Source organism: Streptomyces corchorusii, assembly GCF_001514055.1.
Taxonomy (GTDB): Bacteria; Actinomycetota; Actinomycetes; order Streptomycetales; family Streptomycetaceae; genus Streptomyces; species Streptomyces olivaceoviridis.
Window position 1 is genome coordinate 182,667 of the sequence record NZ_KQ948353.1, and the last position, 22,017, is coordinate 204,683.

The window sequence follows — 22,017 nt, forward strand, 5'->3', positions numbered from 1 at the left end:
TGGAAAGGCACTCTCATGGTCGACATCGCCCAGGTCACCGCGTCCCCCAGCCCCGACCTGCTGACCCCGGACAACTGCGCGGTCCTGTTCGTGGACCACCAGCCGCAGATGTTCTTCGGCACCGGCAGCGGCGACCGCACCGCGATCATCAACTCCACCCTGGGTCTGGCCAAGGCCGCCAAGGTGTTCGACGTGCCGGTCGTGCTGAGCACCGTGGCCGCCGAGTCCTTCTCCGGTCCGATCCTGCCGCAGCTCGCGGACGTGTTCCCGGACCACAAGATCGTGGACCGCACGACGATGAACGCCTGGGAGGACACCGCGTTCGTCGAGGCCGTCAAGGCGACCGGCCGCAAGAAGCTCGTCATCGCCGGTCTGTGGACCGAGGTCTGCGTCGTGCTGCCGGTGCTCTCCGCCATCGCCCAGGGCTACGAGGTGTACGTCGTCACCGACGCGTCCGGCGGTGTCAGCCCGCAGGCCCACGAGCACGCCGTCCAGCGCATGATCCAGGGCGGCGCCGTGCCGGTCACCTGGGTGCAGGTGCTGCTGGAGCTCCAGCGCGACTGGGCCCGCGGCGAGACGTACGTGCCGGTGACGGAGGTCGTGAAGGAGCACGGCGGCGCCTACGGCCTCGGCCTGGTGTACGCCCAGACCTTCATCGGTGGCCACGCGGCCGGCTGAGCCCCTCCCCAGCACAGCGATCAAGGACTGAGTCAGGAACAGGCAGGAAGAGATGGACGCGGGACTGCTGGTCCTCCGGGTGGTGGCGGGACTCCTCATCACCGGCCACGGGGTGCAGAAGGTGAGCTTCCGGCTCGGGGGCCACGGCTTGGCAGGCGGAACCGAGGAGTTCCGGCACGACGGGTTCCGCGGGGGCCGGCTGACCGCGGTCGTCGCGGGCGCCAGCCAGATCGGGGCCGGCCTGTTCCTGACCGCCGGTCTGCTCACGCCCCTGGCGGCGATGGCCGCCATGGGCGTGATGACGGTCGCGGGCACCGTCAAGCGGCCCAAGGGCCTGTGGGTGCAGAACGACGGCTACGAGTACCCGCTGGTCCTCGTGGTCATCTCCGCTGCGCTGGCCCTCACGGGGCCCGGCGCGTGGTCCCTCGACCACGCGCTGGGCATCACACCGTGGAGGGTGTGGATCGCGGTCGCCGCGATCGTGATCGGCCCGGCGAGCGGGCTGCTGACCCGGCTCGTGCTGCACCGCCCGCCCCTGGTACCGGAAGGAAAGACCTATGCGCAGCCTGCTGACTGACGCGGCCCACACGCTCGTCCCGCCCAAGGGCGACCGGCACGGCCCGCTGCCTCCCCTGATGCTCACCCTGACCGTGGTCACCGGTCTGGTCGACGCGGTGAGCTATCTGGCACTGGGCCACGTCTTCGTCGCCAACATGACGGGCAACGTGGTGTTCCTCGGCTTCGCCCTGGCAGGTGCCCAGACCCTGTCCGTGCTCGCCTCCGTCGTCGCGCTGGCGGCCTTCCTCACCGGCGCGCTGGCCGGCGGCCGGCTGGGGACCCGGTTCGCGGGGCACCGCGGGAACCTGCTGAAGACGGCCACCGCCGCGCAGACGGTGCTGGTCGCCGTCACCGTCGTCGTCACGGCGGTCGCCGACGGCCGGGTCACCACCGGCGTCGAGTACACGCTCATCGTGTGCCTCGGGCTCGCCATGGGATTGCAGAACGCGGTCGCCCGGCGCCTCGGCGTGCCGGACCTCACCACGACCGTACTGACGCTGACCCTCACCGGTCTGGCCGCGGACTCGCCGCCGGCGGGCGGTGCGGCGCCGAGGCCCGGCCGGCGGATCCTGTCCGTGGTGGCCATGCTGCTCGGCGCCCTCCTCGGCGCGGAACTCGTCCTGCACGGGCACCTGGTGCTCACCCTGGTCCTGTGCCTGCTGCTCCTGGCGGTCACCTCCGTGCTGACCCACCGGCTGTCCGCCGACGGTGCCGCCTGGACCAAGCCGACGTCCTGACGGAGGGGTCACGGACCGGGAGGCCGGGTCATTCCCCGGCCTCCCGGTCGCCCCGTCCGGCCAACTCCCGCCATTCGCTGGGCGACATCCCGTAGGTGTCGCGGAACACACGGCTGAAGTGGGTGGGGCTCGCGAAGCCCCAGTGGTGCGCGACGGCCGCGATGGTCATGTTCTCCGCGGACCGCAGGGTGAGGACACGCCGGCACTCGGCCAGCCGCCGGCGCTGGATGAGCCGGCCGACCGTCATGCCCTCCTCCCGGAACAGCTTGTGCAGGTAGCGGACGGAGATGTGGTGTGCGCGGGCGATCGTCTTCGGGGACAGGCCGGTGTCGCTGAGCCGCAGGTCGATGAAGTCCAGGATGTCCGACATCAGCGGCGCCCGGGTGTCCGGCTCCCGCCCCCGCGCCTGGTCGGCCAGATGCTCGCCGGCCAGGGTGGACAGCAGGCTCACGGCGTTCCAGGCGAGCATGTCGCCGACCGCGGACCGGGCCACCGCCGCCGTGTCGGCGAAGTCGGACAGGAACGGCGAGAGCAGGGCGCCCAGCCGGGACGTCGGGGTGACCGGGGCGTGCGTGAGGCGGGGCACGTCCGACCGGGCCAGCCCGAGCAGCTGACGCGAGAGCAGGAAGACCTTCAGGCGGGCGTGCCGGGGGAAGTCCAGCACCGGGGGCTGGTGCACGTCGTAGAAGCAGATGTCGCCGGGGCCGAGGACGATGTCCGTGGCGGGCTGCCGCGCGGGTAAGCCGGCGGCGCCGCGCAGCCCCACGAAGAGGTACTCGCCGCCCTGCCGGGCGATGAGCCGCCGGGGACCTGCCGCGGGAGCCGGCGGCGCGCCCGGCGGCCTCTCCCCGGGCAGGCGTGCGGGCACCGCGTCCCTGATGACGATGTCCAGGCCCATGGGCATCCGCCGCACTCTGCTGCCCGGTGACGTGCCGGCCGTGGACGTGCCGGCCGTGCGCCTGCCGATGAGGGACGTGCCTGTGCGGGACATGAACCGCCCTTGCCTTCGAACCGTTGCCGTGTTTGAAGCGGCCGTTCCGGGGAATCCGTAGTCGGCTCCGCTTCGCCGGGAGCGTAGGCCGGTGGCTGTGCGAAAAGAGTGACAAGACAGTGACCGGGGCTGCGCTGCCGGATCACACCCCATGCGCTCATGGTCAAGAGCCGGAGGGCGGCGGCCCCTACTGTCCCGGACATGAGCAGCCCCCCTTCAGCCCCCGCACCCGCCGCGACCGACTCCCCCTGGGCCCCGCTCGCGGCGCACGTCTTCCGGGCCCTGTGGATCGCCCAGCTGGTCTCCAACGTCGGCAGCTGGATGCAGACCGTGGGCGCGCAGTGGCTGCTGGTCGGACACGGTGCCGCGCTGGTGACGCTCGTGCAGACCGCCGCCGGCCTCCCCGTGGTCCTGCTGGCCCTGCCCGCCGGGGTGGTCGCCGACCGCTTCGACCGGCGCTCGGTGCTGCTGGCCGCGCAGTTCGCGATGCTCGCCGTGTCCGGTGTGCTGGCCGTGCTGGCGTTCCTGGACGCCCTGACGCCGGCGGTGCTGCTCGTGCTCACGTTCCTGCTGGGCTGCGGCACCGCGCTGATGGGCCCGGCGTGGCAGGCGATCCAGCCGGAACTGGTGGAGCGCCGGCGGCTCGATCAGGCGGCGGCGCTGGGCGCGGTGAACGTGAACCTGGCCCGTGCCGTCGGCCCGGCGCTCGGCGGGGCGGTGGTCGCGGCGGCGGGCGCGGGCTGGGTCTTCGCCTTCAACGCGGCCTCCTACCTGGGCATCGCGGCCGTCCTCATGGCGTGGCGGCGCCCGGAGCCGGCGACCGCGACCCTCCCCGGGAACGACGGGCTGCTGGCGGCCCTGTACGCCGGCCGCCGCTATGTGTGGAACGCGCCCGGCGTCCGCCGGGTGCTGCTGCGCACGGTCCTGTTCATCCCCGGCGGTGCCGCGCTGTGGGCGCTGCTGCCGCTGACCGCGAGCAGTTCCCTCGGCCTCGGCTCGGCCGGGTACGGGGTCCTGCTGGCGGCGGTGGGTGTGGGGGCCGTGGCGGGGGCGTTCGCGCTGCGGCGCGTCCGCGCCCTGCTGGGTATCAACGGCACGCTCGCCGCGGGCGCCGTGGTGTTCGCCGGCGTGCTCGCCGTGCTGGCGACGGTCCGCACCCCCTGGGTGGTCGCGGTCGCCCTGCTGCCGGCGGGACTCGCCTGGATCGGGGTGCTGTCGACGCTCAACGCGGCCGTGCAGACGCGACTGCCCGGCTGGGTCAGGGCGCGTGGTCTCGCGGTGTACCTGCTGGTGTTCCAGGGCGGCCAGGCGCTCGCGGCACCGCTGTGGGGCGCGGTCGCCGACTGGGTCGGGCTCAGCGCGTGCCTGCTGATCGCCGGTGCGGTGATGCTGCTCAGCGCGGCCAGTGTGCGCCGGTGGCCGCTGTACGACGCCGCGGGCATCAACCCCACGCCGTCCGACCACTGGCCGGCTCCGCCCCTGGTGTTCGAGCCCGGGGAGGCCGACGGCCCGGTCCTGGTCTCCGTCGTCTACCGCGTCCCCGCCGGGAACCGGGCCGCGTTCACGGCCCGCATGCGCCAGGTCGCCCGCTCCCGGCGCCGTACGGGGGCCCTGTCCTGGGGTCTCTACCAGGACGGCAACGACCCGGCGCGCTTCGTCGAGAACTACCTGGTCAGTACCTGGGCGGAACACCGCGCCCAGCACCACGTCCGGTGGACGGACACCGACCGCCGGCGCGAGGAGGAGGCCCGTGAGCTGCTCGCGCCGGGGACGGTGCCCGAGGTGACCCATGCCTTCGACACCGTGGCGGGGCCGGCCGTACCGGCCGGGTCCGGCCCCGCGCCCGCCCCGTAGGGGCGATGGGTCAGGGGCGGGGGATGTTGCGGAGGTTGGCCCGGGCCAGGTGGACCATGCGGCCGACGCCCCCGCTCAGCACGGTCCGGCTCGCGGACAGGGCGAAGCCGGTGAGCTGCTCGGTGGTGATCTTCGGGGGCACGGCCAGCGCGGCGGGGTCGGTGACGACGTCCACCAGCGCGGGCCCGTCATGGGCGAACGCCTCGCGCAGCGCGTCCCGGACGTCACCGGGCCGCTCCACCCGGATGCCGCGCGCTCCGGCGGCCGTGGCGATGGCGGCGTAGTCGGCGTGCGGGTAGGTCGTGCCGTGCGGGGGCAGGCCGTCGACCATCATCTCCAGGTCGACCATGCCGAGGGAGGAGTTGTTGAAGACGACCACCTTCACCGGCAGGTCGTACTGGACGAGGGTGAGGAAGTCGCCCATGAGCATGGAGAACCCGCCGTCGCCGGAGAGCGAGACGACCTGCCGGCCGCGGTCGAGGAACTGGGCGCCGATGGCCTGGGGCAGCGCGTTGGCCATGGAGCCGTGCACGAAGGAGCCGAGGATGCGGCGGCGGCCGTTGGGCGTGAGGTAACGCGCCGCCCACACGCAGCACATGCCGGTGTCGACGGTGAACACGGCGTCGTCGGCGGCCTCCTCGTCGAGCACCGAGGCCACGTACTCGGGGTGGATGGGGGTGTGCCGCTCGACGTCGCGCGTGTAGGCGCTGACGGCGCCTTCGAGGGCGTGCGCGTGCCGCTCCAGCATCCGGTCGAGGAACCGGCGCGACTGCTTCTCCCGCACCGCGGGCGTCAGGCAGCGCAGGGTCTCGCGTACGTCTCCCCAGACGGCGAAGTCGAGTTGGGTGCGCCGGCCGAGCCGCTCGGGCTGCACGTCGACCTGCACGGTGCGCACATCGCGGGGCAGGAAGTCGGTGTACGGGAAGTCGGTGCCGAGGAGGATGAGCAGGTCGCACTCGTGCATGGCCTCGTACGCGGCGCCGTAGCCGAGCAGTCCGGACATGCCGACGTCGTACGGGTTGTCGTACTGGATGTGTTCCTTGCCGCGCAGGGCGTGGCCGACCGGGGCCTTGACCTTCCCGGCGAACTCCATCACCTCGGCGTGGGCTCCGGCGACGCCCCGGCCGCAGAACACCATGACGCGTTCGGCGCCGTCCACCAGCTCGGTGAGCCGGGCGATCTCCTGGTCGCTGGGGCGGATGGCTGGCAGGTCCAGGGGCATGGCGAGTTCGGGTGCCGCGTCCGGGGATTCCTCGGCGGCGGTGTCACCGGACAGTGCCACGACCGAGACGCCGCGCCGGCCGACGGCGTGCTGGATGGCCGTCTGCACCACGCGGGGCATCTGGCGCGGTGAGGAGATCAGCTCGGAGTAGTGGCTGCACTCGGCGAACAGCCGGTCGGGGTGGGTCTCCTGGAAGTAGCCGGTGCCGATCTCGCCGCTGGGTATGTGGGCGGCCAGCGCCAGCACGGGCGCCATCGAGCGGTGGGCGTCGTACAGGCCGTTGATCAGGTGGAGGTTGCCCGGCCCGCACGATCCCGCGCACGCGGCGAGCCGGCCGGTGAGCTGGGCCTCCGCCCCGGCGGCGAACGCCGCTACCTCCTCGTGGCGGACCTGGATCCACTCGACGTCGGCGTGCCGCCGGACGGCGTCGACGACGGGATTCAGGCTGTCTCCGACCACGCCGTACATGCGGCGCACACCGGCGCGCGCCATGAGGTCGACGTACTGTTCGGCGATGGTCTGCTTGGCCATGGGACTCCTCGGGTTCGGGCCTTGCGGCACGACCCTCCGGGCGGGGGCACGGAGGGCCTGCCTCGCGCCCGGCCCACGCTAGTGAGCGCGGAGCGCCGCGGTTGTCCGTCCGCGCACCGGATCGGTTCCGGCAGCGCACCGGGCCTCGCCGGCGCCGGGGCGCTCCTTGGTGGCGGTCGGGTGGATGGGCCCGTCCAGCAGGGAGAGCGGGTGGGCGGTGCGGCCGGAGCGGACGGCGATGAGTTCCGCGGCGAAGGACACGGCGGTCTCCTCGGGGGTGGACCCGCCCAGGTCGAGGCCGAGGGGCGCGTGCAACCGCGCGAGGGCGTCGGGCGACACGCCGGCCGCGACGAGGTCCTCCCGCCTGCGTGCCTGGACGCGGCGGGAGCCGAGCGCTCCGACGTAGGCCAGGGGGCGGCCGAGGGCTTCGGCGAGGACGGGGACGTCGAACTTCGGGTCGTGCGTCATCACGCACACCACGGTCCGCCGGTCGGTCTCCGTGGCCGCCAGGTACCGGTGGGGCCAGTCGACCACGACCTCGTCGGCGTCCGGGAAGCGCTCGGGTGTGGTGAAGGTGGCCCGGGCGTCGCAGACCGTGACGTGGTAGCCGAGGAGGGCACCGATCCGGCTCACCGCGGCGGCGTGGGCGTTGGCGCCGAACACCAGCAGCCGGGGCGACGGGACCCAGGCCTCGAACAGCACGCGCGGGGCCCGCGACCCGCTCGGCACGCCGGCCTCGCGGGAACGGGACACGCCGGCGTCGTGCGGCCTTGACGCACCGGCCTGGTACGTCCGTACGACGGTGCCGTCCCGGTCGAGCATGCGGCGGGCGTCGGCGAGGACGGCGAGGTCCAGGGCGGGGTCGCCGGTGCTGCCCAGGTGGCCGTCCCGCCACACGGCGACGCAGCCGGCGCCCGCGTCGGGTCCCGGCAGTACGCGCGCCACGACGACCGGGCGCCGCGCCGCCGCGGCCAGTGCGGCGGCGCCGAGGACCCGTGCCGTGGCGTCGTCGACGGCCTGGACGAGGACGTCGATCTCGCCTCCGCACATCAGCCCCACCGCGAACGCGTCGTCGTCGGCGTACCCGAAGGACACGCACCGCGCCTCGCCCGAGTCCAGCACCTCACGGGCCAGGTCGTAGACGGAGCCTTCGACACAGCCTCCCGACACACTGCCGAGGGCCGTGCCGTCCTCGTGGACGCACAGCGCCGCTCCGGGGCGCAGCGGCGCGCTGCCCCGGACGGCGACGACGCTCGCGAGGGCGCAGCGGGCTCCGGCGGCCTGCCACTCCAGCAGGCGGGGCGCCAGGTCTCGCATGGGATCTCTCCGATCTGCCGTCAGCCGTGGTTCGCCGTGGTCAGCCCGAGGAACCGGCGGCCGTTCGCTTCGAGCGTCGCGGCGTCGATGCCGTGCGCCAGCGGGAAGCCGACCGGGTCGGGCTGTGCCATGTCGAAGGGGTAGTCGCTGCCGCACACGATCCGGTCGGGCGAGGCGTGGGCCCGCAGCAGCGTGAGGACCTCGGGGTCGTGGGTGACCGTGTCGAAGTAGAGCAGGCCGAAGGACTCCGCCGGGGGGCGGCTGCTGCCGCGGCGCACGTCGTCGCGGGTGCGCCAGCCGTGTCCCCACCGGCCCAGCAGCGCGGGGGCGCAGCCGCCGCCGTGGACGAAGCAGATCCGCAGGCCGGGGAACTCCTCCAGGACGCCGCCGAGCAGCACCCCGGCCACGGCGGTCGTGCTCTCCACCGGGTTGCCGATGAGGTTGACCAGGTAGTGGTGGTCCCATTCGGCGCGCGGCAGCTGCATCGGGTGGACGAGGACGGACAGGCCCAGTTCGGCGGCGATGCCGAGGATCTGCCGGGGGACGCCCCGGTCGTAGGAGCGGCCGTCGACCACGGGCGGGACCGCGATGCCCGCGATGCCGTCGGCGGCGGCGAGCCGGGTCAGTTCCCTGCGGGCGGCGTCGGCGTCGTCCAGCCGGACCAGTCCGAGTCCGACGAGGGTGCCCTCCGTGCGGGAGACGGCGTGGGCGAGCTGTTCGTTGTAGGCGGCGATGTAGTCGTCGGCCTCGGCGGGGGCGTGCACGGGGAAGGCGAAGGGGGGTGCGGAGATGACGCGCGCGCCGAGTCCGGCCTTCAGGGTGTCGGCGACGATGGTGTCGATGTCGGTCATCGCGGTGGTCGGGAACGACAGCGGGGCGTCGCCCAGGAAGAGTTCGCCGTCGCGGTCGTTCATGCCGCCGAGCGGGTTCCCGGGCGGCAGGGGGAGCAGGTCGCGGGGCAGCCAGTGGGCGTGCACGTCGATCACTCCGGCGCGGATGTCACCGTTCATGTGTGTCTCCTCGGTCGGTCCGGGACCGCCCCGGGTGAGGGGCGGTCCGTGCGGGGCCGGCGCGTGTCAGGCGGTGGTCTCCCGCTTTTCCCGGGCCGCGCGGGCGATGGCGCGCCGGATGGGTTCGTAGCCGGTGCACCGGCAGATGTTGGAGCCGACGACGCCTTCGATGGCGTCGGGCTTGTCGGCGAGGTCGGGGTCGGCGTCGAGCGCTCCGGCGGCCACCATGAGGAAGCCGGGGGTGCAGAATCCGCACTGGAGCGCGTGCTCGGCGGAGAACGCCCGTTGCAGCGGGTGGGGTTCGCCGTCGGGCCCGGCGAGGCCCTCGACGGTGCGGATCGAGCGGCCGTCGCACTGTACGGCCAGCACCAGACAGGCGCGGACCGCCTCGCCGTCCATGAGCACGCTGCACGCCCCGCAGATGCCGTGCTCGCAGCCCAGGTGGGTGCCCGTGAGGCCCAGGTCGTCGCGGAGGACGTCGGCGAGCAGGCGGCGGGGTTCGACGTCGAGGGCGTGCGCGGTGCCGTTCACGGTGAGCGTGATCTTCATCGGGGGCCTCCCTGTCGTGGGGCGAGACGCGAGCGCAGGTCGGTCGCCGCCTCGGTGAGCGTCCTGCCGACCAGGACGGCGATGGCCTGCCGCTTGTACTCCACGTCGGCGTACGGTTCGGCGAGCGGTGCGGCGTCCTCCTGGGCCGCGGCCCGGCCGGCGCGGGCGAACGGATGGCCGTCGGGGAGCCGGGACCCCTCGGGGAGCGCTGCGAAGCCGGCGCCGATCAGGGCCTGTTCGGCGGCGCGGGCGCGCAGGGGGCGGTCGGCGGAGTTGACCAGTCCGATGCGTGCGTCGCTGATCACGCCGTCGGTCACGGTGAGGGCCGCCGCGACCGCGACCTGGGCGAAGCAGAAGTGCGTGCGGCGGTGTTCGATGAAGCCGACGCCGGTGTTCTCGCCGAGCAGCGGCAGGCGTACGGCGGTGATCAGCTCCTGCGGCCGGCGCGCGGTGCGGTACGGCCCGAGGAAGTAGTCCCGCGCCGGGATGGAGCGGGCGCCGTCGGGACCGGTGACCTCGACGGTGGCGTCGAGGGCGACGCCGATGGCGCACCACTCCGAGGCGGGGTGGGCCCAGCCGAAGCTGCCGGCCATGGTGCCCCGGGAGCGGATGGGCGGGTGGGCGATGTTGACGACGGCCCGGGACAGCAGGGTGCCGAGCGGGCCGGGGACGGCGTCGGCCGACTCGAAGGTCGCGTGCCGGACGAGGGCGCCGACGCGCAGTTCGTCACCGTCGACGCGCATGCCGTCGAGTTCCGGGATGCGGTTGATGTCGACGACGAGCTGCGGCCGGATGCGTTTCAGGTGCATCTCCAGGATCAGGCTCTGCCCGCCGGCGAGCACCTGGGCCGTGCGGTCGGTGTCGCCGAGCGCCTGGACGGCCTCGGCGACCGTGCGGGGGACGGCGTAGTCGAAGGACGCGGGTTTCACCGGACACCTTCCTCGTGCTGCGGGGCGCGGGCCGCCCGCCAGACGCTGTCCGGGGTGAGCGGCATCTGGAGCAGGTCGGGGTCGGCGATCCGCAGGGCGTCGGCCACGGCGTTGACGATGGCGGCCGGGGTGCCGATGCAGCCCGATTCCCCCGCTCCCTTGGCGCCCAGCGGGGTGCTGGGGCTGGGGGTGCAGGTGTCCTTGATCTCGATGGGCGGGATCTCCGTGTACGTGGGCAGCAGGTAGTCCAGGAATCCGCTCGCCAGGTGCGGCACGCCGTCCTCGTCGAACGTCATGCCTTCGTAGAGGGCCTGGCCGATGCCCTGGACGGCGGATCCGTAGGCCTGTCCGTGCACCACGGTGGGGTTGAGGACGACTCCGCAGTCGTCCACGGCCACCAGCCGCAGGACGTTCACGGTGCCGAGGTCGGGGTCCACCTCGGTCACGGCGACGTGCGCGCCGAAGGGGAAGGCCATGCCGGCCTCGTAGCGGTTCTCGACGCGAAGCGGCCCGGTCGCCTTGACGAGTTCGCCCAGGCCCAGGACGGCCGAATCGCCGGAGGTCGTGTGGACGGAGCCGTCGGCCCACGCGACCTTGTCGGCCGGCAGGTCCCACAGCCGCGCCGCGCGCTCGCGGGCCTGCTCGATCAGGAGGCCGGCCGTCTGCTGGAACATCGCGCCGTCGACCTGTGCCGACCGGCTGGCGAAGGAGCCCAGTCCTTCGGGCTGTTCGTCCGTGTCGCCCTCGACGAGACGGACCTGCGCCTCGGGGATGCCGAGGGTCTTGGCGACGAGCGCCGGGAAGACCGTCTCGTGCCCCTGGCCGCTGGGGGCGGCGCCGCAGCGGGCGGTGACGGTGCCGTCCTCGTGGACCTCCAGGCTGCCGAACTCGTGCAGTCCGCCGGGTTCGCCGCCCGAGCGTTCCACGTAGCAGGAGACGCCGATGCCGAGCGGCAGCGCGTCCGGGTCGCTGCGGCGGCGGGCCTGTTCGGCGCGCCACTCCTCGTAGCCGACCGTCTCCAGCGCGAGGTCCAGTGCGGCGGCGTAGTTCCCGCTGTCGTAGCGGCGGCCGGTGGGGGTGTCGTACGGGAAGGCGTCGGGCGGGATGAAGTTGCGCCGCCGCAGTTCGATCGGGTCGATGCCGAGCCGCCGGGCGAGCAGGTCCATGGTGCGTTCGATGGCGATGGCGGCCTCGGGGCGTCCGGCGCCGCGGTAGGGGTAGGTCACCATGGTGTTGGTGAGCACCGAGCGCAGGGTCGCGTGGACGTGCGGGGTGGTGTACGCGCCGGGCGCCATCCAGGCCGTCTGCATGGGCAGTCCCACGCCGAGGTGCGGATAGGCGCCGACGTCCGCGTTGATCGTCAACTCGTAGGCGAGCAGGCGCCCTTCGGCGTCGGCGGCGAGCCGGACGGTCTGGTCCTGGCCCCGGCCGCGGGTGGCGACGAGCATGGACTCCAGGCGGTCCTCGATCCAGCGCACCGGTCGGCCGAGCGTGACGGCCAGGTAGGCGACGACCACGAACTCGGGGAAGGCGGCGCTCTTGGAGCCGAAGGCGCCTCCGGTGTCCGGGACGACGACCCGGATGCGGTCGGCGGACCAGCCGAGCAGCGCGGCGAGTTCGCGGCGCAGCCGGTGCGGCATCTGGTGCCCCGACCACACGGTCAGCCGGTCCCCCTCGGGTACGGCGAGGATGGTGCGGCACTCCATGGGGCTGGGCATGAGCAGTTGCTGCCGGTAGGTGGCCTCGACCACGGCGGCGGCGTCCTGCCAGACGGACGGGTCGATGGGCGCGCCGGCCTCGCCCCGCAGGGCGGTGTTGCTGAGGCCGTCGAACAGGCGGACGGAGTCCTCCAGGGCCGCGGACGGTGTGACCACGGCGGGCAGCGGATCGACCACGGTGGTGACCTCGGCGGCCCCGTCCTCGGCCCGGTAGCGGTCCTCGCCGAGGACGACCGCCAGCGCCTCGCCCGGATAGCGCACCCGGTCCTTGACGAGCGCCGGCCACTCCCGGCCGGCGACCGCTTCCTCCGTGGACAGCCGGGCGAGCAGGGTGTACGGGACCGGCGGCAGGTCCGGCAGGTCCGCGGCCGACCAGGCGCCCACGACACCGGGCACGTCGCGCGCCGCGGCACAGTCCACGCTCCGCAGCGTGCCGTGGGCGACCTTGCTTCTCACAAATGCGGCGTCCAGACATCCCGGCACGTGCATATCGGCGACGTACCGGCCTTTCCCGGTGAGCAGCCGTTCGTCCTCGCGCCTTGTCCATCGCTCCACAACAACACCTCGTTCGTGTGGGGGCGGGAATTGACCGGTCGACGGCCTGACCCGGCAGCGAACGCGTGCGGGATATTCGGCCCGTCGCTGCGTGGCGGTTCACGGGGAACGCCACGCCGGTGGAATTCGACTGCTTGGACACTAACCACGGAGGCGGGCGCGGGGCGAGTGGAACACGGGCAGTGTGCGCTGTGAGGCCAGAAGTGGTGCGCTGCCCGGACAGCCGGCCGCCGGCCCTGGGAGGGCCGGCGGCCGGAGGACGGCGGTCAGCCGAGTTCGGTCTCCAGCCACCGCAGGACGTCGGGCGTCACGGGGTCGACGAGGTCGGCGAACTCCTCGTGCCGCTTGAGGAACTTCGCCACGTACGGGCAGACGGGCACGATCCGCTTCCCGGATTCCCGTACGTCGGCGAGTGCCTCCTGGACGAGCTGGGAGGCCAGGCCCTGTCCCGCGAAGGCCTCGTCGACCTCGGTGTGGTAGAAGACGCGCTGCGCGTCGCGGTCGCGGTAGGCGGTCAGCCCGGCGCGCTTGCCGTCGACGAGTATTTCGTAGCGATTCCTGGCGTCCACACGCTCGACGACGGGGGTTGTGGAAGGCTGACTCATGGGGTGCCTTTCGGATGGCGTCAGTGACGCGGCGGATTCCTGCGCGGAGTGATGGTGGCATTCGGCAGGACGGGGGCGGGAAGACGGTCTCCCGGATATCCTTCGACGGCGCCGAAGCGATCGGAGGAGTTCTGCCATTCCTCGCGGGCCCTGACGATATCCTCGTGGCTCCGGCCGATGAAATTCCACCACATGACGATCTCCTCCTCGAAGGGAGTTCCGCCGAGGAGGACCGTCCGCGCGATGTCGTCCGACTCGTTGGTCAGGGTCAGCGTGCCGGGGCCCGGGTGGACGTAGCCCAGCTCGGCCGGCTTCAGCAGGACGTCGGCGAGGCGGACGGCTCCCTGGTCGACCAGGAGTCCGTGCTCGAAGCCGGGGTCCACGGCGAGCGTGACCGACGCGTGCGGCTCCAGGACGATCTCGGCGCCGAGCAGGGGCGTGAAGGCGGGCACCGGGGAGGTGCTGCCGGCGAGGGAGCCGAGGAAGACCCGGATCTCGGCGCCGTCGGTCGTCACGGGCTCGGGGACGTGGTGCCGGAAGTCCCGGGCGGTGGCGCGGTGCTCCTCGGGCAGCGCCACCCAGAGCTGGACGCCGTGCAGGACGGTGGTGCGCGGGGTGGAGACCTCGGAGTGGCTGATGCCGTACCCGCCGGTCATGAGGTTCAGTTCGCCGGGCCGTACGAAGGCGTGGCTGCCCAGGCTGTCGCGGTGCTCGATCTCCCCGCTGAAGAGCCAGCTCACGGTCTGGAGCCCGGTGTGGGGGTGCGGGGCGACGTCCATCCCGCCGGTCTCGGCGACGTCGTCGGGGCCGTAGTGGTCGGCGAAGCACCAGGCGCCGATCAGAGTCCGGGCGCGCTGCGGCAGTGTGCGCCGCACGGTCATCGCGCGGGGGCCGCCCAGGGGCACGTCACGCGGGGTCAGTACGTCGACCCGCGGCGTCCCGGCCGGCGGCCCGCCGTCCTCCTCGGTGCCGCAGCGCACTTCGACGGGCTCCGTCTCGACATTGCTCATCGGGATCACCTCTCCACCCAGTAATTGTTCTACATTCAACCATCATCCGGCCGGACCGGCCCGAGCGCCAGGCGGACAGGGCCCCCGCCATCCCCGCGAACCGTCCGCGCGCCGCACGCACGGGCCGCGCCGAGGCGCTTCTTCATCGGACAACAACCCGTGCGCTCGTCGGCAAGCCGCTCCCCCGGACCCGCCGTACCGTCGTCAGCACCCCGGCCCGTCAGAGGGCGGGCCGACACACCGAAGCGAACCGTCGCAGACAGGGGGACGGCATGAGACACGATCCTGCCGGGGCCGCGGACGAGGACCCGATCGTATGCAAGACCAGCGTCCGCGTCACCGTGGCCGGCGAACTGCCGATACCGGTCCCGGCCGAACTGAGGTACTCCGCGGCGGATCCCTACGCCGTGTGCCTGTCCCTGGGCGCGCCCTCCGCGCTCTGCGTCGAATGGGTCTTCGCCCGCTCGCTCCTCGCCCAGGGGCTGCGCCGGCCCAGCGGGTCCGGGGACGTCGTGGTCTACCCGCGGCACCAGGGCCGGCCCGGCTCGATCCGCGTCCTGCTCAGGACGCGCGCCGGATCGGCGCTGCTGGACCTGGCGAGCGCCTCCGTCACGGCCTTCCTGCACCGCACCGAGGTACTGGTGCCGCCGGGCACCGAGCACCGCCACATCGACCTCGACCGTGTCGTGGAACAGCTCACGGCCGGCAGCGAGTGACCCGCCCGATGTGCCGCCCGGTGCGCTGACGAGCACCAATGCGTGCACTCCCGGGCAACGCGCCCCCCGGTTCGGCACCTAGCGTCGACCACGTACGCAAGCACGCCATCCGCAGGAGGCACGTCATGACCACCGGAACCCAGCCCCCGAGCAGCCAGCCCTGGCTGCACCAGAAGGGCGCGGTCATCCAGGAGTTCGGAACCGTCAAGCAGTTCCCCATCGCCCTGTCCTACGAGGCGCGCATGTACTCCTGCCAGCGCCTGAACAAGGTGCTGGCCGACACCCAGATCCTCTACGGCCTCTACAAGAAGCACCACTGGATCATGCGGGGCGCGACCTTCTACCAGCTGCACCTGCTCCTGGACAAGCACGCCGGCGAGCAGCTGGAACTGGTCGACACCCTCGCCGAGCGCGTCCAGACCCTGGGCGGCGTCGCGGTGGGCGACCCGCGGCACGTCGCCGAGATCACGTCGATCCCGCGCCCGCCGGACGGTGTCGAGGAGGTCCCGGCGATGCTCTCGCGTCTGCTGGAGGCCCACGAGACCATCCTGACCGAGGCCCACGACGCGGCTGCCCGCACCGTCGAGCTCGGTGACGACGGCACCAACGACCTGCTGGTGTCGCAGATCATCCGCACCGGCGAACTCCAGGCCTGGTTCCTGGCCGAGCACCTGGTGGACACCCCGCTCGTCCGTTCCTGAGCCCGGCGGGGACCGCCCACGGCGGAACGGGCGGGGGCGTCCGTCAGCACGGACCCGATCCCGCTGGCCGCGCGCCCCCGCCCGCCCCACACCCTCGTCAGCCCCGCTCCCGGAGTACCCATGGCCTCGCCCGCCGTCGTCGAACTGTCCCGCTGGCAGTTCGCGATCACCGCGGTCTTCCACATGACCTTCCCGGCGCTCACCGTCGGCCTGTCCGTGCTCCTCGCCGTCGTGTACACGGTGTACGTCCGCACGGGAAACCCGCTGTACCTCCAGATCTTCCGGTTCTGGAAGAAGATCTTCGCCGTCGGCTTCGGCCTGGGCGTCGTCGCCGGTACGGTCATGACCTTCGAGTTCGGCCTCAACTGGGGGACGTACGCCCACGCGGTCGGACCGGTCATCGGCGTCACCATCGGCATGGAAGTGATCACGGCCTTCTTCCTGGAGGCCGGTTTCATCGGCCTGATGCTCTACGGCGACGGGCGGATCCGCCCCCGCACGATGGCCCTGGCCTGCTGGATGGTTGCCTTCGGCACCCTGCTGTCCACCACCTGGATCCTGTCGGCCAACAGCTGGATGCAGGACCCGGTCGGCTACCGCAAGGTGGACGGCCAGTTCCACGCCGAGGACTGGGTGAGCGTGCTGCTCAACCCCGCCTTCGCCCACCGCTTCCCGCACATGCTGCTGGCCGTGCTGATCAGCGCCGCCTGGTTCGTCGGCGGGATCTCCGCCTGGTACCTGGTCAAGAACCGGGTCACCGCGCAGCCCATGGCGCGCCGGTGCCTGTCCATCGCCCTCGGGGTGCTCGGGGTGCTGATGCCGATCCAGCTCTACGTGGGAGACGGCACCGCGGTCTTCATGGGCCAGCACCAGCTACCGAAGCTGGAGGCGTTCGAGGGCAACTGGAAGAGCGACAACAACGGCTACAACCTGCTCGTCGTGCCCGACACCGACCGGGGCGAGAACCGGCTGCACGTCGAGGTCCCCTACCTCGGCTCGGTCATCGCCCAGGACCTCAGCGGGAAGACCAACACGCCCGGACTGCTCCAGACCCCGCCCGACGAACGCCCCAACATGTGGACCACGTTCTACGGCTTCCGCGCGATGTACTTCACCGCGCTGCTCATGTTCGCCACGGCCTTCGCCGGCGTCGTCCTGCGCCTGCGGCGGCGCCTGTTCGACTCCCCCCGCTTCCTGCGCTGGATGGTGTGGATGACCCCGGCCGGGATCATCGCCATCACCGGCGGCTGGATCGTCGCCGAGACCGGCCGCCAGCCCTGGGTCGTCTACGGCCAGTTGCGCACCGCCGACGCCGTCTCCCACCTCAGCATCTTCGAAGTCGCCGCCACCCTGGCCGGTTTCGTCCTGCTCTACGTCACCCTGCTGGCCATCTGGGTCCGCTACATCGTCCGTACGGTCAAGGCCGGCCCCGAGCCACTGCCCACCGGGCCCGCCGCGCCCGACGTCCCGGAGGCCCTCGTTGCTTGAGTACGCCGCCTATGCCCTCGCCCTCTTCTCGCTCGGCATGTACGTCGTCCTCGACGGCTACGACCTCGGGGTGGGCATGCTCAGCCTGGCCGCGGGGCCCGAACGCCGACGGGAGTACGGCGAGATCGTCGCCACCGCCTGGGACGCCAACGAGAGCTGGATCATCCTGGCCGGAGTCGTCCTGTGGGCCGGTCTGCCGGGCGCCTACGCCGTCGTACTGCCCGCCGTCTACCTGCCGCTCGTCGGCATGCTGATCGCCGTCATCCTGCGCGGGCTCGGCCTGGAGATGCACAGCGCGGCCGGCGGCTACCGGCGCGGCTGGGCGCTGCTGTTCGGCGGGGCGTCCCTCGCGGCGGCCGTCTGCCAGGGTCTCGTGCTGGGTGCGGTGCTCACCGGCCCCCGGCAGGAGGGCGGGCGCTTCACGGGCGGGGCCTTCGACTGGCTCAGCCCCTACAGCCTGCTGTGCGCGCTCGGTCTGGTCGTCGTCTACCTGCTGGCCGGGGCCGCCTGGTTGCAGGACAAGACCGAGGGCTGGTCCCGGTCGCGGACCCGCCGCACCGGACGGGCGCTGCTCGCGGCCACGGCGGCCCTGGCGGTCGTGCTCGGCCTGCTGCTGCCGGGCGCCGACCCGCAGCACCTCCGGCTGGACGAGCCGCTGCGGGCGGTACCGTTCTGGCTCGCGGTCGCGGTGGCCGTCGGCGCCGGAGCGGTCGCGTGGTCGGGCTTCGGCCGCGCTCCGGACTGGCGGCCGTTCGCCGCCGTGGCCACCCTGACGGCCGCGGGTCTGCTGGCTCTGGTGGCGCTCACCGCCCCGGTGGTCGTCCCGCCCGCGTCGACGGTCCACCAGGTGGCGAGCCCGCACTCCTCCCAGCTCTTCCTGGTGCTGGGCGTGGGACTGTGCATGCCGTTCGTCCTGGCCTACAACGTGTACGCGTGGCGCAGCTTCCGGGGCAAGTACGCCGATCCGGTGGAACAGGTCCTTCCGCCGCTGCGGGCGGTACCGCGCCCGCCGGTGGCTCCTCCCGCGCCCTCCGGCACCGTGCGGACCGTGCTGCGCCGGATCCTGCTGGTGGTGCTCGGCATCCTGGCGACGGCCCTGTCGCAGGACGTCTTCGGCGGGGTGGCCGAGTGGATCGGCCCGCTCGGTGTCACCGTGCTCGCCGGGGCCGCACTGGCCGCGTGGATCGCCACCGACCGCCGTGACCTGCGGTCCGGCTGCTTCGACGCGGAGGCGGAGCGCACTCCGTGAGCACCGCCACCACCGTGCTGCTGGACGAACTGGCCACGGACCGCGCCGGCACCCCGGCGACCGGACGACTGCGGGAATGGGCCTCCGCCGGCCGGCCTGAGCTGCGCCGCGCGGGGCTCCTGCGCGGCGCGGCCCAGGCGGGCACCGTCGTCTGGGCGGGCGGTCTGGCCTGGGCGGCCCAGCGCGGACTGGACGCGCTGCACGGCGCGCCCCTGTCCGCCGTACTGGCGCCCGCCCTGGTGACGGCGGCCGGGGTGGCCCTGCGGGCCGCACTGCTCTGCGCCGGCGAGGCCGCCGCCGCCCGGGGTGCCCGGGCCGTGCGTGAGACCCTGCGCGTCCGGCTCGTCGCGTCGGCACTGCCGCTGCACGGCCCGGCCCGGACCGACGGGGACGACACGGATCCGGCCGAGGCGGTCGACGGCGAGGTCGACGAGCTGAGCGACTGGCTCACCGAGTACGTGCCCGCGCGGACCACCATGCTGCTGGGCAGCGGCATCACCCTGGCCGCCATCGCCTGGCGCAGTTGGTTCGTCGCCCTGCTCGTGCTGGCGGCGACACCGCTGCTGCCGGCCAACCTGAAGGTCATCGGCCTGGGCACGCAGACCGCCGTACGCGCCCAGCTGTCGGCCATCCGCACCCACCGGGCGCGGCTGCTGGACCATCTGCGCGGGCTGCCCACCCTGGTCGGGCTCGGCGCGCACGAGGAGGCGGCCGGTGCGCTGGCCCGCCACGACCGGGAGGTCGCCGGTCGCACCGAGAAGGTGCTGCGGATCGCCTTCCTGTCGACCGCGTGGGTCGAACTGCTGATCACCGGCACGCTCGCCGTGGTCGCCACCTACTGCGGGCTCGCCCTCCTCGACTACCTGCGGCTGCCCCTCGTACCGGACCACATAAGCCTGCCGGCCGCGCTGTTCGTCCTGGTCCTGGTGCCCGCCTACTTCGCGCCCGCCCGGGACCTGGCCGCCGGCTACCACGCCCGCGCCCGGGCGACCGCCGCCGCCGACCTGCTGGCCCCGCTCCTGGACGCCCAGGGCGAGGACGAGACGCCGGCCGGCCCGCCGTCGCGGCCGTCCGGGACACCGCCGGGACTGCGCCTGGACGCCGTGACGGTCCGGCATCCGGACCGGGAGACACCGGCCTTGGACGGGGTGAGCGCGCACCTCGCGCCCGGGCGGTGCCTCGCCGTCACCGGGCCCAGCGGGGCGGGCAAGTCCACCCTGCTGGCCGTGGCGGCCGGGCTGCGCGCACCGCACGACGGACGCGCGCAGCACGTGCTCGACGGCCGGCCCGTGCCCGCCGATCCCGGCCGGGTCGCCTGGGTGGGCCAGCCGGCACACCTGCTGCCCGGCACCGTGCGCGAGAACCTGCTGCTGGCCCGGCCCACCGCCGACGACCACGATCTGCTGGACGCCCTCGACTCGCTCGGCTTCACCGACCTCGCGGCCGCACTGCCCCAGGGGCTGGACACACCGGTGGGCGAGCGGGGCACCGGCCTGTCCTCCGGGCAGTCGCAGCAACTCGCCCTCGTCCGCGCGCTGTTGCGGGACGCCCCGCTGCTGTGCCTGGACGAGCCCACCGCCCACCTCGACCCCGAGGCGGAGCGGCGCGTCATCCTCGCGCTGCGCACCCTGACCCGCGACCGGACGGTCCTGCTCGCCACCCACAGCCCCGCGCTGCTGTCCCTCGCCGACCAGGTGATCACGCTGGACCACGGGAAAGTCCCCCGAGGCGACCACGAGGGGACCCGATGAGGCCGGGCCGTGCCTGGCGGCTGCTGCGGACGGCCGTCCCGCTCCGCGCCCTGCTCACCGGCATGCTGCTGGCGACCGCGGGCGAACTCGCCGGTGCCGCGCTGCTGGGTGTCTCCGGGTGGTTCCTGACGACCTGCGCCGTGGTGACGCTCCAGGCCGACACCACCTGGTCGTGGATGTATCCGTCCGGTGCCGTGCGGGCGCTGGCCCTGGGCCGTACCGGTCTGCGGTACCTGGAACGCCTGGTCAGCCACCGGGCCCTGCTCTCCGCCCAGGTGGCGCTGCGCGCCCGGTCGGCCCGGGGCGCCGCCCGGCTCACCGCACGGGAGCTGCGCGCCCAGCGCGACGGGACGCTGCTCACCCGGCTCACCACCGACGTGGAGACCGTGGCGGGCCTGCCCGCGAACGTCTGCGCGCCACTGGGAGCGGCGGTCGTCACCGCGTGCCTGGTGGAGATCCTGCTGCTGGCGGCGATGCCCCGGCTGGGGCTGGCCGAACTGGTCGTCTGGGCGGCCGGTCTCTGGTGCGCCCGGCACGCCCACCGGCGGGCGCGGGCCCAGCTCGCCACCGCCGCCGAGGCCAGGGCGGCACTGCGGACCGTGCTGCTCGGCAGCCGGGCCGCCTTCGACGAACTGCGCTGTCTGGATGCCGTTCCCCAGGCACGGCGGGCGGCGGCGACCGCCGTGACGGCCGTCGAGTCCGCCGAGTGGGCCGCCGCCCGAGCCGAACGGCTCGGCCGGCTGAGCCTGCGACTCCTGGCCGCCGTGGGACAGGCGGCGGTCCTGGTGATCGCCCTGGGCTCGGCCCCGGCCCAGCCGGTCGCCGTCGTGGTGGGCGAGGTGCTGCTGCTGGCCGCGGGCTGGGACCTGCTGGAGCGACTGCCCCGGCTACTCCAGCACCTGGCCGCGGCCGGAGACGCCGCCGACCGCCTCGCACCGCTCGCGGCGGACGAGCGGCCTGCGGACGGGGGCGCGGGGCGGCCCGTGGAGCGGCCTGTGGACGGGGGCGCCGAGCAGCCCGTGGACCAGCCCGGCGAGGGACCCGTGGACGAGAGCACGGAGCGGCCCGCGGACCAGCCCTGGAACCGGTGGCCGCGACATGTCACCGCGCTTGACGGAGCCCGCTGCGTGGAGGCGTCCGGCCTGCCCCTGTTCGGCTCCTCCGCGACCCTGACCACGACCCTGTCGGGCCCCGGCCTGACGCTGATCACCGGCCCCAACGGCAGCGGCAAGTCGACGCTGCTCGGCCGGCTCGCCGGGCGGCTGCCCGCCCCCGCCGGCACGGTGCTGCTCGACGGCACCCCGGTGCACCGGCTGCCGGCCGGAGCCGTCGCCGGGACCGTCACCCTCGTGGAGGCCGACGACTGGCTGGCCGACGACACGGTGGCGGCCAATCTGCGGCAGGCGGCCCCCTCGGCCGACCCCACCGCCCTGGAGGCCGTACTGGACGTGGTCGGCCTGTCGGCCCTGCCGCTCGACGCCCCGGTGGGCCCCGGCGGGCGCCTGCTGTCCCAGGGGCAGCGCAGGCGCCTCGCCATCGCGCGGGCCGTGCTGAGACGTCCCCCGGTCCTGCTCCTGGACGAACCCGTCGCCGGTCTGGACCGCCCCACCGCCCAGGCACTGCTGGCCGGGCTGCCCCGGGCGCTGCCCGACACCGCGCTGGTGATCGCGCTCCAGGACCAGGACGTGGACCTGCTGGAACGACCACCTACCGAGGTCGTCCGCCTCGGGGGCGACCTCGCCGCCGTGGCGCCGTCGCTGCCGGTCCCGGCCACCCGCGCGCCATGACGCCGGGTACGACGGCCGAGGTGGAAGGTTACGAGGGGCGGCGCATTCCGGCCGGCGCCCC

Annotated in this window: 19 protein-coding genes; 10 read left to right on the top strand and 9 right to left on the bottom strand. The window is 73.7% G+C overall.

Annotated features, from left to right (window positions below; all coding sequences use genetic code 11):
- The first annotated feature begins 15 nt into the window (after positions 1-15).
- The 3 genes from AQJ11_RS08020 to AQJ11_RS08030 are packed head-to-tail and all read left to right on the top strand — an operon-like array spanning position 16 to position 1,973.
- On the top strand, positions 16-678 hold the full coding sequence (locus tag AQJ11_RS08020; protein ID WP_014676912.1) for a hydrolase: 663 nt from the start codon (positions 16-18) through the stop codon (positions 676-678).
- A 52-nt stretch (positions 679-730) separates the two neighbouring features.
- Positions 731-1,255 carry a DoxX family protein gene (locus tag AQJ11_RS08025; protein WP_014676911.1) on the top strand — a complete coding sequence of 175 codons (525 nt, stop codon included), beginning with the start codon at positions 731-733 and terminating at the stop codon, positions 1,253-1,255.
- Positions 1,236-1,973 (top strand): YoaK family protein, encoded by a 738-nt coding sequence (locus AQJ11_RS08030; protein WP_014676910.1) that lies wholly within the window; start codon positions 1,236-1,238, stop codon positions 1,971-1,973. Before AQJ11_RS08025 ends, AQJ11_RS08030 begins: the two co-directional genes overlap by 20 nt.
- A gap of 28 nt (positions 1,974-2,001) precedes the next feature.
- Here AQJ11_RS08030 and AQJ11_RS08035 read toward each other — a convergent pair whose 3' ends face one another.
- Complete coding sequence (locus AQJ11_RS08035) at positions 2,002-2,964, bottom strand: AraC family transcriptional regulator (RefSeq protein ID WP_059262393.1); 963 nt, start codon at positions 2,962-2,964, stop codon at positions 2,002-2,004.
- Positions 2,965-3,165: 201 nt separating this feature from the next.
- On the opposite strand from AQJ11_RS08035, the gene AQJ11_RS08040 reads away from it, so the two are divergent.
- Positions 3,166-4,818 (top strand): MFS transporter, encoded by a 1,653-nt coding sequence (locus AQJ11_RS08040; RefSeq protein WP_014676908.1) that lies wholly within the window; start codon positions 3,166-3,168, stop codon positions 4,816-4,818.
- A 10-nt stretch (positions 4,819-4,828) separates the two neighbouring features.
- On the opposite strand, the gene AQJ11_RS08045 is transcribed toward AQJ11_RS08040, so the two are convergent.
- From AQJ11_RS08045 to AQJ11_RS08080, 8 genes are all read right to left on the bottom strand, one after another.
- Positions 4,829-6,571 (bottom strand): pyruvate dehydrogenase, encoded by a 1,743-nt coding sequence (locus tag AQJ11_RS08045; RefSeq protein WP_059262394.1) that lies wholly within the window; start codon positions 6,569-6,571, stop codon positions 4,829-4,831.
- A gap of 78 nt (positions 6,572-6,649) precedes the next feature.
- Positions 6,650-7,888, bottom strand: a complete 1,239-nt coding sequence (locus AQJ11_RS08050) for an XdhC family protein (RefSeq protein ID WP_059262395.1) — start codon at positions 7,886-7,888, stop codon at positions 6,650-6,652.
- A 20-nt stretch (positions 7,889-7,908) separates the two neighbouring features.
- Entirely contained in the window at positions 7,909-8,898 is a 990-nt protein-coding gene (locus AQJ11_RS08055) for an amidohydrolase family protein (protein ID WP_014676905.1), read from the bottom strand.
- Between the two features lie 66 nt (positions 8,899-8,964).
- On the bottom strand, positions 8,965-9,447 hold the full coding sequence (locus tag AQJ11_RS08060) for a (2Fe-2S)-binding protein (protein ID WP_014676904.1): 483 nt from the start codon (positions 9,445-9,447) through the stop codon (positions 8,965-8,967).
- Complete coding sequence (locus tag AQJ11_RS08065; protein WP_059262396.1) at positions 9,444-10,376, bottom strand: FAD binding domain-containing protein; 933 nt, start codon at positions 10,374-10,376, stop codon at positions 9,444-9,446. Before AQJ11_RS08065 ends, AQJ11_RS08060 begins: the two co-directional genes overlap by 4 nt.
- Positions 10,373-12,550: a xanthine dehydrogenase family protein molybdopterin-binding subunit gene (locus tag AQJ11_RS08070; protein WP_059262397.1), complete on the bottom strand. Its 2,178-nt coding sequence runs from the start codon at positions 12,548-12,550 to the stop codon at positions 10,373-10,375. Before AQJ11_RS08070 ends, AQJ11_RS08065 begins: the two co-directional genes overlap by 4 nt.
- A gap of 365 nt (positions 12,551-12,915) precedes the next feature.
- Positions 12,916-13,254 carry a GNAT family N-acetyltransferase gene (locus AQJ11_RS08075; RefSeq protein WP_059262398.1) on the bottom strand — a complete coding sequence of 113 codons (339 nt, stop codon included), beginning with the start codon at positions 13,252-13,254 and terminating at the stop codon, positions 12,916-12,918.
- A gap of 20 nt (positions 13,255-13,274) precedes the next feature.
- A complete protein-coding gene (locus tag AQJ11_RS08080; RefSeq protein ID WP_014676899.1) occupies positions 13,275-14,264 on the bottom strand; it encodes a pirin family protein in 990 nt (329 codons plus the stop codon).
- Positions 14,265-14,536: 272 nt separating this feature from the next.
- Between AQJ11_RS08080 and AQJ11_RS08085 the strand changes: the two genes are divergently transcribed.
- The 6 genes from AQJ11_RS08085 (at position 14,537) to AQJ11_RS08110 (ending at position 21,956) form a co-directional block, all read left to right on the top strand.
- Positions 14,537-14,980, top strand: coding sequence for an SsgA family sporulation/cell division regulator (locus tag AQJ11_RS08085; RefSeq protein WP_015493427.1), 444 nt, complete (start codon positions 14,537-14,539; stop codon positions 14,978-14,980).
- A gap of 125 nt (positions 14,981-15,105) precedes the next feature.
- On the top strand, positions 15,106-15,681 hold the full coding sequence (locus AQJ11_RS08090; protein ID WP_058083357.1) for a Dps family protein: 576 nt from the start codon (positions 15,106-15,108) through the stop codon (positions 15,679-15,681).
- Positions 15,682-15,801: 120 nt separating this feature from the next.
- Positions 15,802-17,169 carry a cytochrome ubiquinol oxidase subunit I gene (locus tag AQJ11_RS08095; protein WP_058083356.1) on the top strand — a complete coding sequence of 456 codons (1,368 nt, stop codon included), beginning with the start codon at positions 15,802-15,804 and terminating at the stop codon, positions 17,167-17,169.
- Complete coding sequence (locus tag AQJ11_RS08100; RefSeq protein WP_059262399.1) at positions 17,162-18,418, top strand: cytochrome d ubiquinol oxidase subunit II; 1,257 nt, start codon at positions 17,162-17,164, stop codon at positions 18,416-18,418. Before AQJ11_RS08095 ends, AQJ11_RS08100 begins: the two co-directional genes overlap by 8 nt.
- A complete protein-coding gene (locus tag AQJ11_RS08105) occupies positions 18,415-20,169 on the top strand; it encodes an ABC transporter ATP-binding protein/permease (RefSeq protein ID WP_059262400.1) in 1,755 nt (584 codons plus the stop codon). Before AQJ11_RS08100 ends, AQJ11_RS08105 begins: the two co-directional genes overlap by 4 nt.
- A complete protein-coding gene (locus AQJ11_RS08110; RefSeq protein ID WP_059262401.1) occupies positions 20,166-21,956 on the top strand; it encodes an ATP-binding cassette domain-containing protein in 1,791 nt (596 codons plus the stop codon). The genes AQJ11_RS08105 and AQJ11_RS08110 overlap by 4 nt, the downstream gene beginning before the upstream one ends.
- Positions 21,957-22,017: the final 61 nt, after the last annotated feature.

Coding starts and splice junctions, on each gene's coding strand:
- AQJ11_RS08020 (WP_014676912.1), top strand. CDS start 16: ATGGTCGACATCGCCCAGGTCACCGCGTCCCCCAGCCCCGACCTGCTG.
- AQJ11_RS08025 (WP_014676911.1), top strand. CDS start 731: ATGGACGCGGGACTGCTGGTCCTCCGGGTGGTGGCGGGACTCCTCATC.
- AQJ11_RS08030 (WP_014676910.1), top strand. CDS start 1,236: ATGCGCAGCCTGCTGACTGACGCGGCCCACACGCTCGTCCCGCCCAAG.
- AQJ11_RS08035 (WP_059262393.1), bottom strand. CDS start 2,964: ATGTCCCGCACAGGCACGTCCCTCATCGGCAGGCGCACGGCCGGCACG.
- AQJ11_RS08040 (WP_014676908.1), top strand. CDS start 3,166: ATGAGCAGCCCCCCTTCAGCCCCCGCACCCGCCGCGACCGACTCCCCC.
- AQJ11_RS08045 (WP_059262394.1), bottom strand. CDS start 6,571: ATGGCCAAGCAGACCATCGCCGAACAGTACGTCGACCTCATGGCGCGC.
- AQJ11_RS08050 (WP_059262395.1), bottom strand. CDS start 7,888: ATGCGAGACCTGGCGCCCCGCCTGCTGGAGTGGCAGGCCGCCGGAGCC.
- AQJ11_RS08055 (WP_014676905.1), bottom strand. CDS start 8,898: ATGAACGGTGACATCCGCGCCGGAGTGATCGACGTGCACGCCCACTGG.
- AQJ11_RS08060 (WP_014676904.1), bottom strand. CDS start 9,447: ATGAAGATCACGCTCACCGTGAACGGCACCGCGCACGCCCTCGACGTC.
- AQJ11_RS08075 (WP_059262398.1), bottom strand. CDS start 13,254: ATGAGTCAGCCTTCCACAACCCCCGTCGTCGAGCGTGTGGACGCCAGG.
- AQJ11_RS08080 (WP_014676899.1), bottom strand. CDS start 14,264: ATGAGCAATGTCGAGACGGAGCCCGTCGAAGTGCGCTGCGGCACCGAG.
- AQJ11_RS08085 (WP_015493427.1), top strand. CDS start 14,537: ATGAGACACGATCCTGCCGGGGCCGCGGACGAGGACCCGATCGTATGC.
- AQJ11_RS08090 (WP_058083357.1), top strand. CDS start 15,106: ATGACCACCGGAACCCAGCCCCCGAGCAGCCAGCCCTGGCTGCACCAG.
- AQJ11_RS08095 (WP_058083356.1), top strand. CDS start 15,802: ATGGCCTCGCCCGCCGTCGTCGAACTGTCCCGCTGGCAGTTCGCGATC.
- AQJ11_RS08110 (WP_059262401.1), top strand. CDS start 20,166: ATGAGGCCGGGCCGTGCCTGGCGGCTGCTGCGGACGGCCGTCCCGCTC.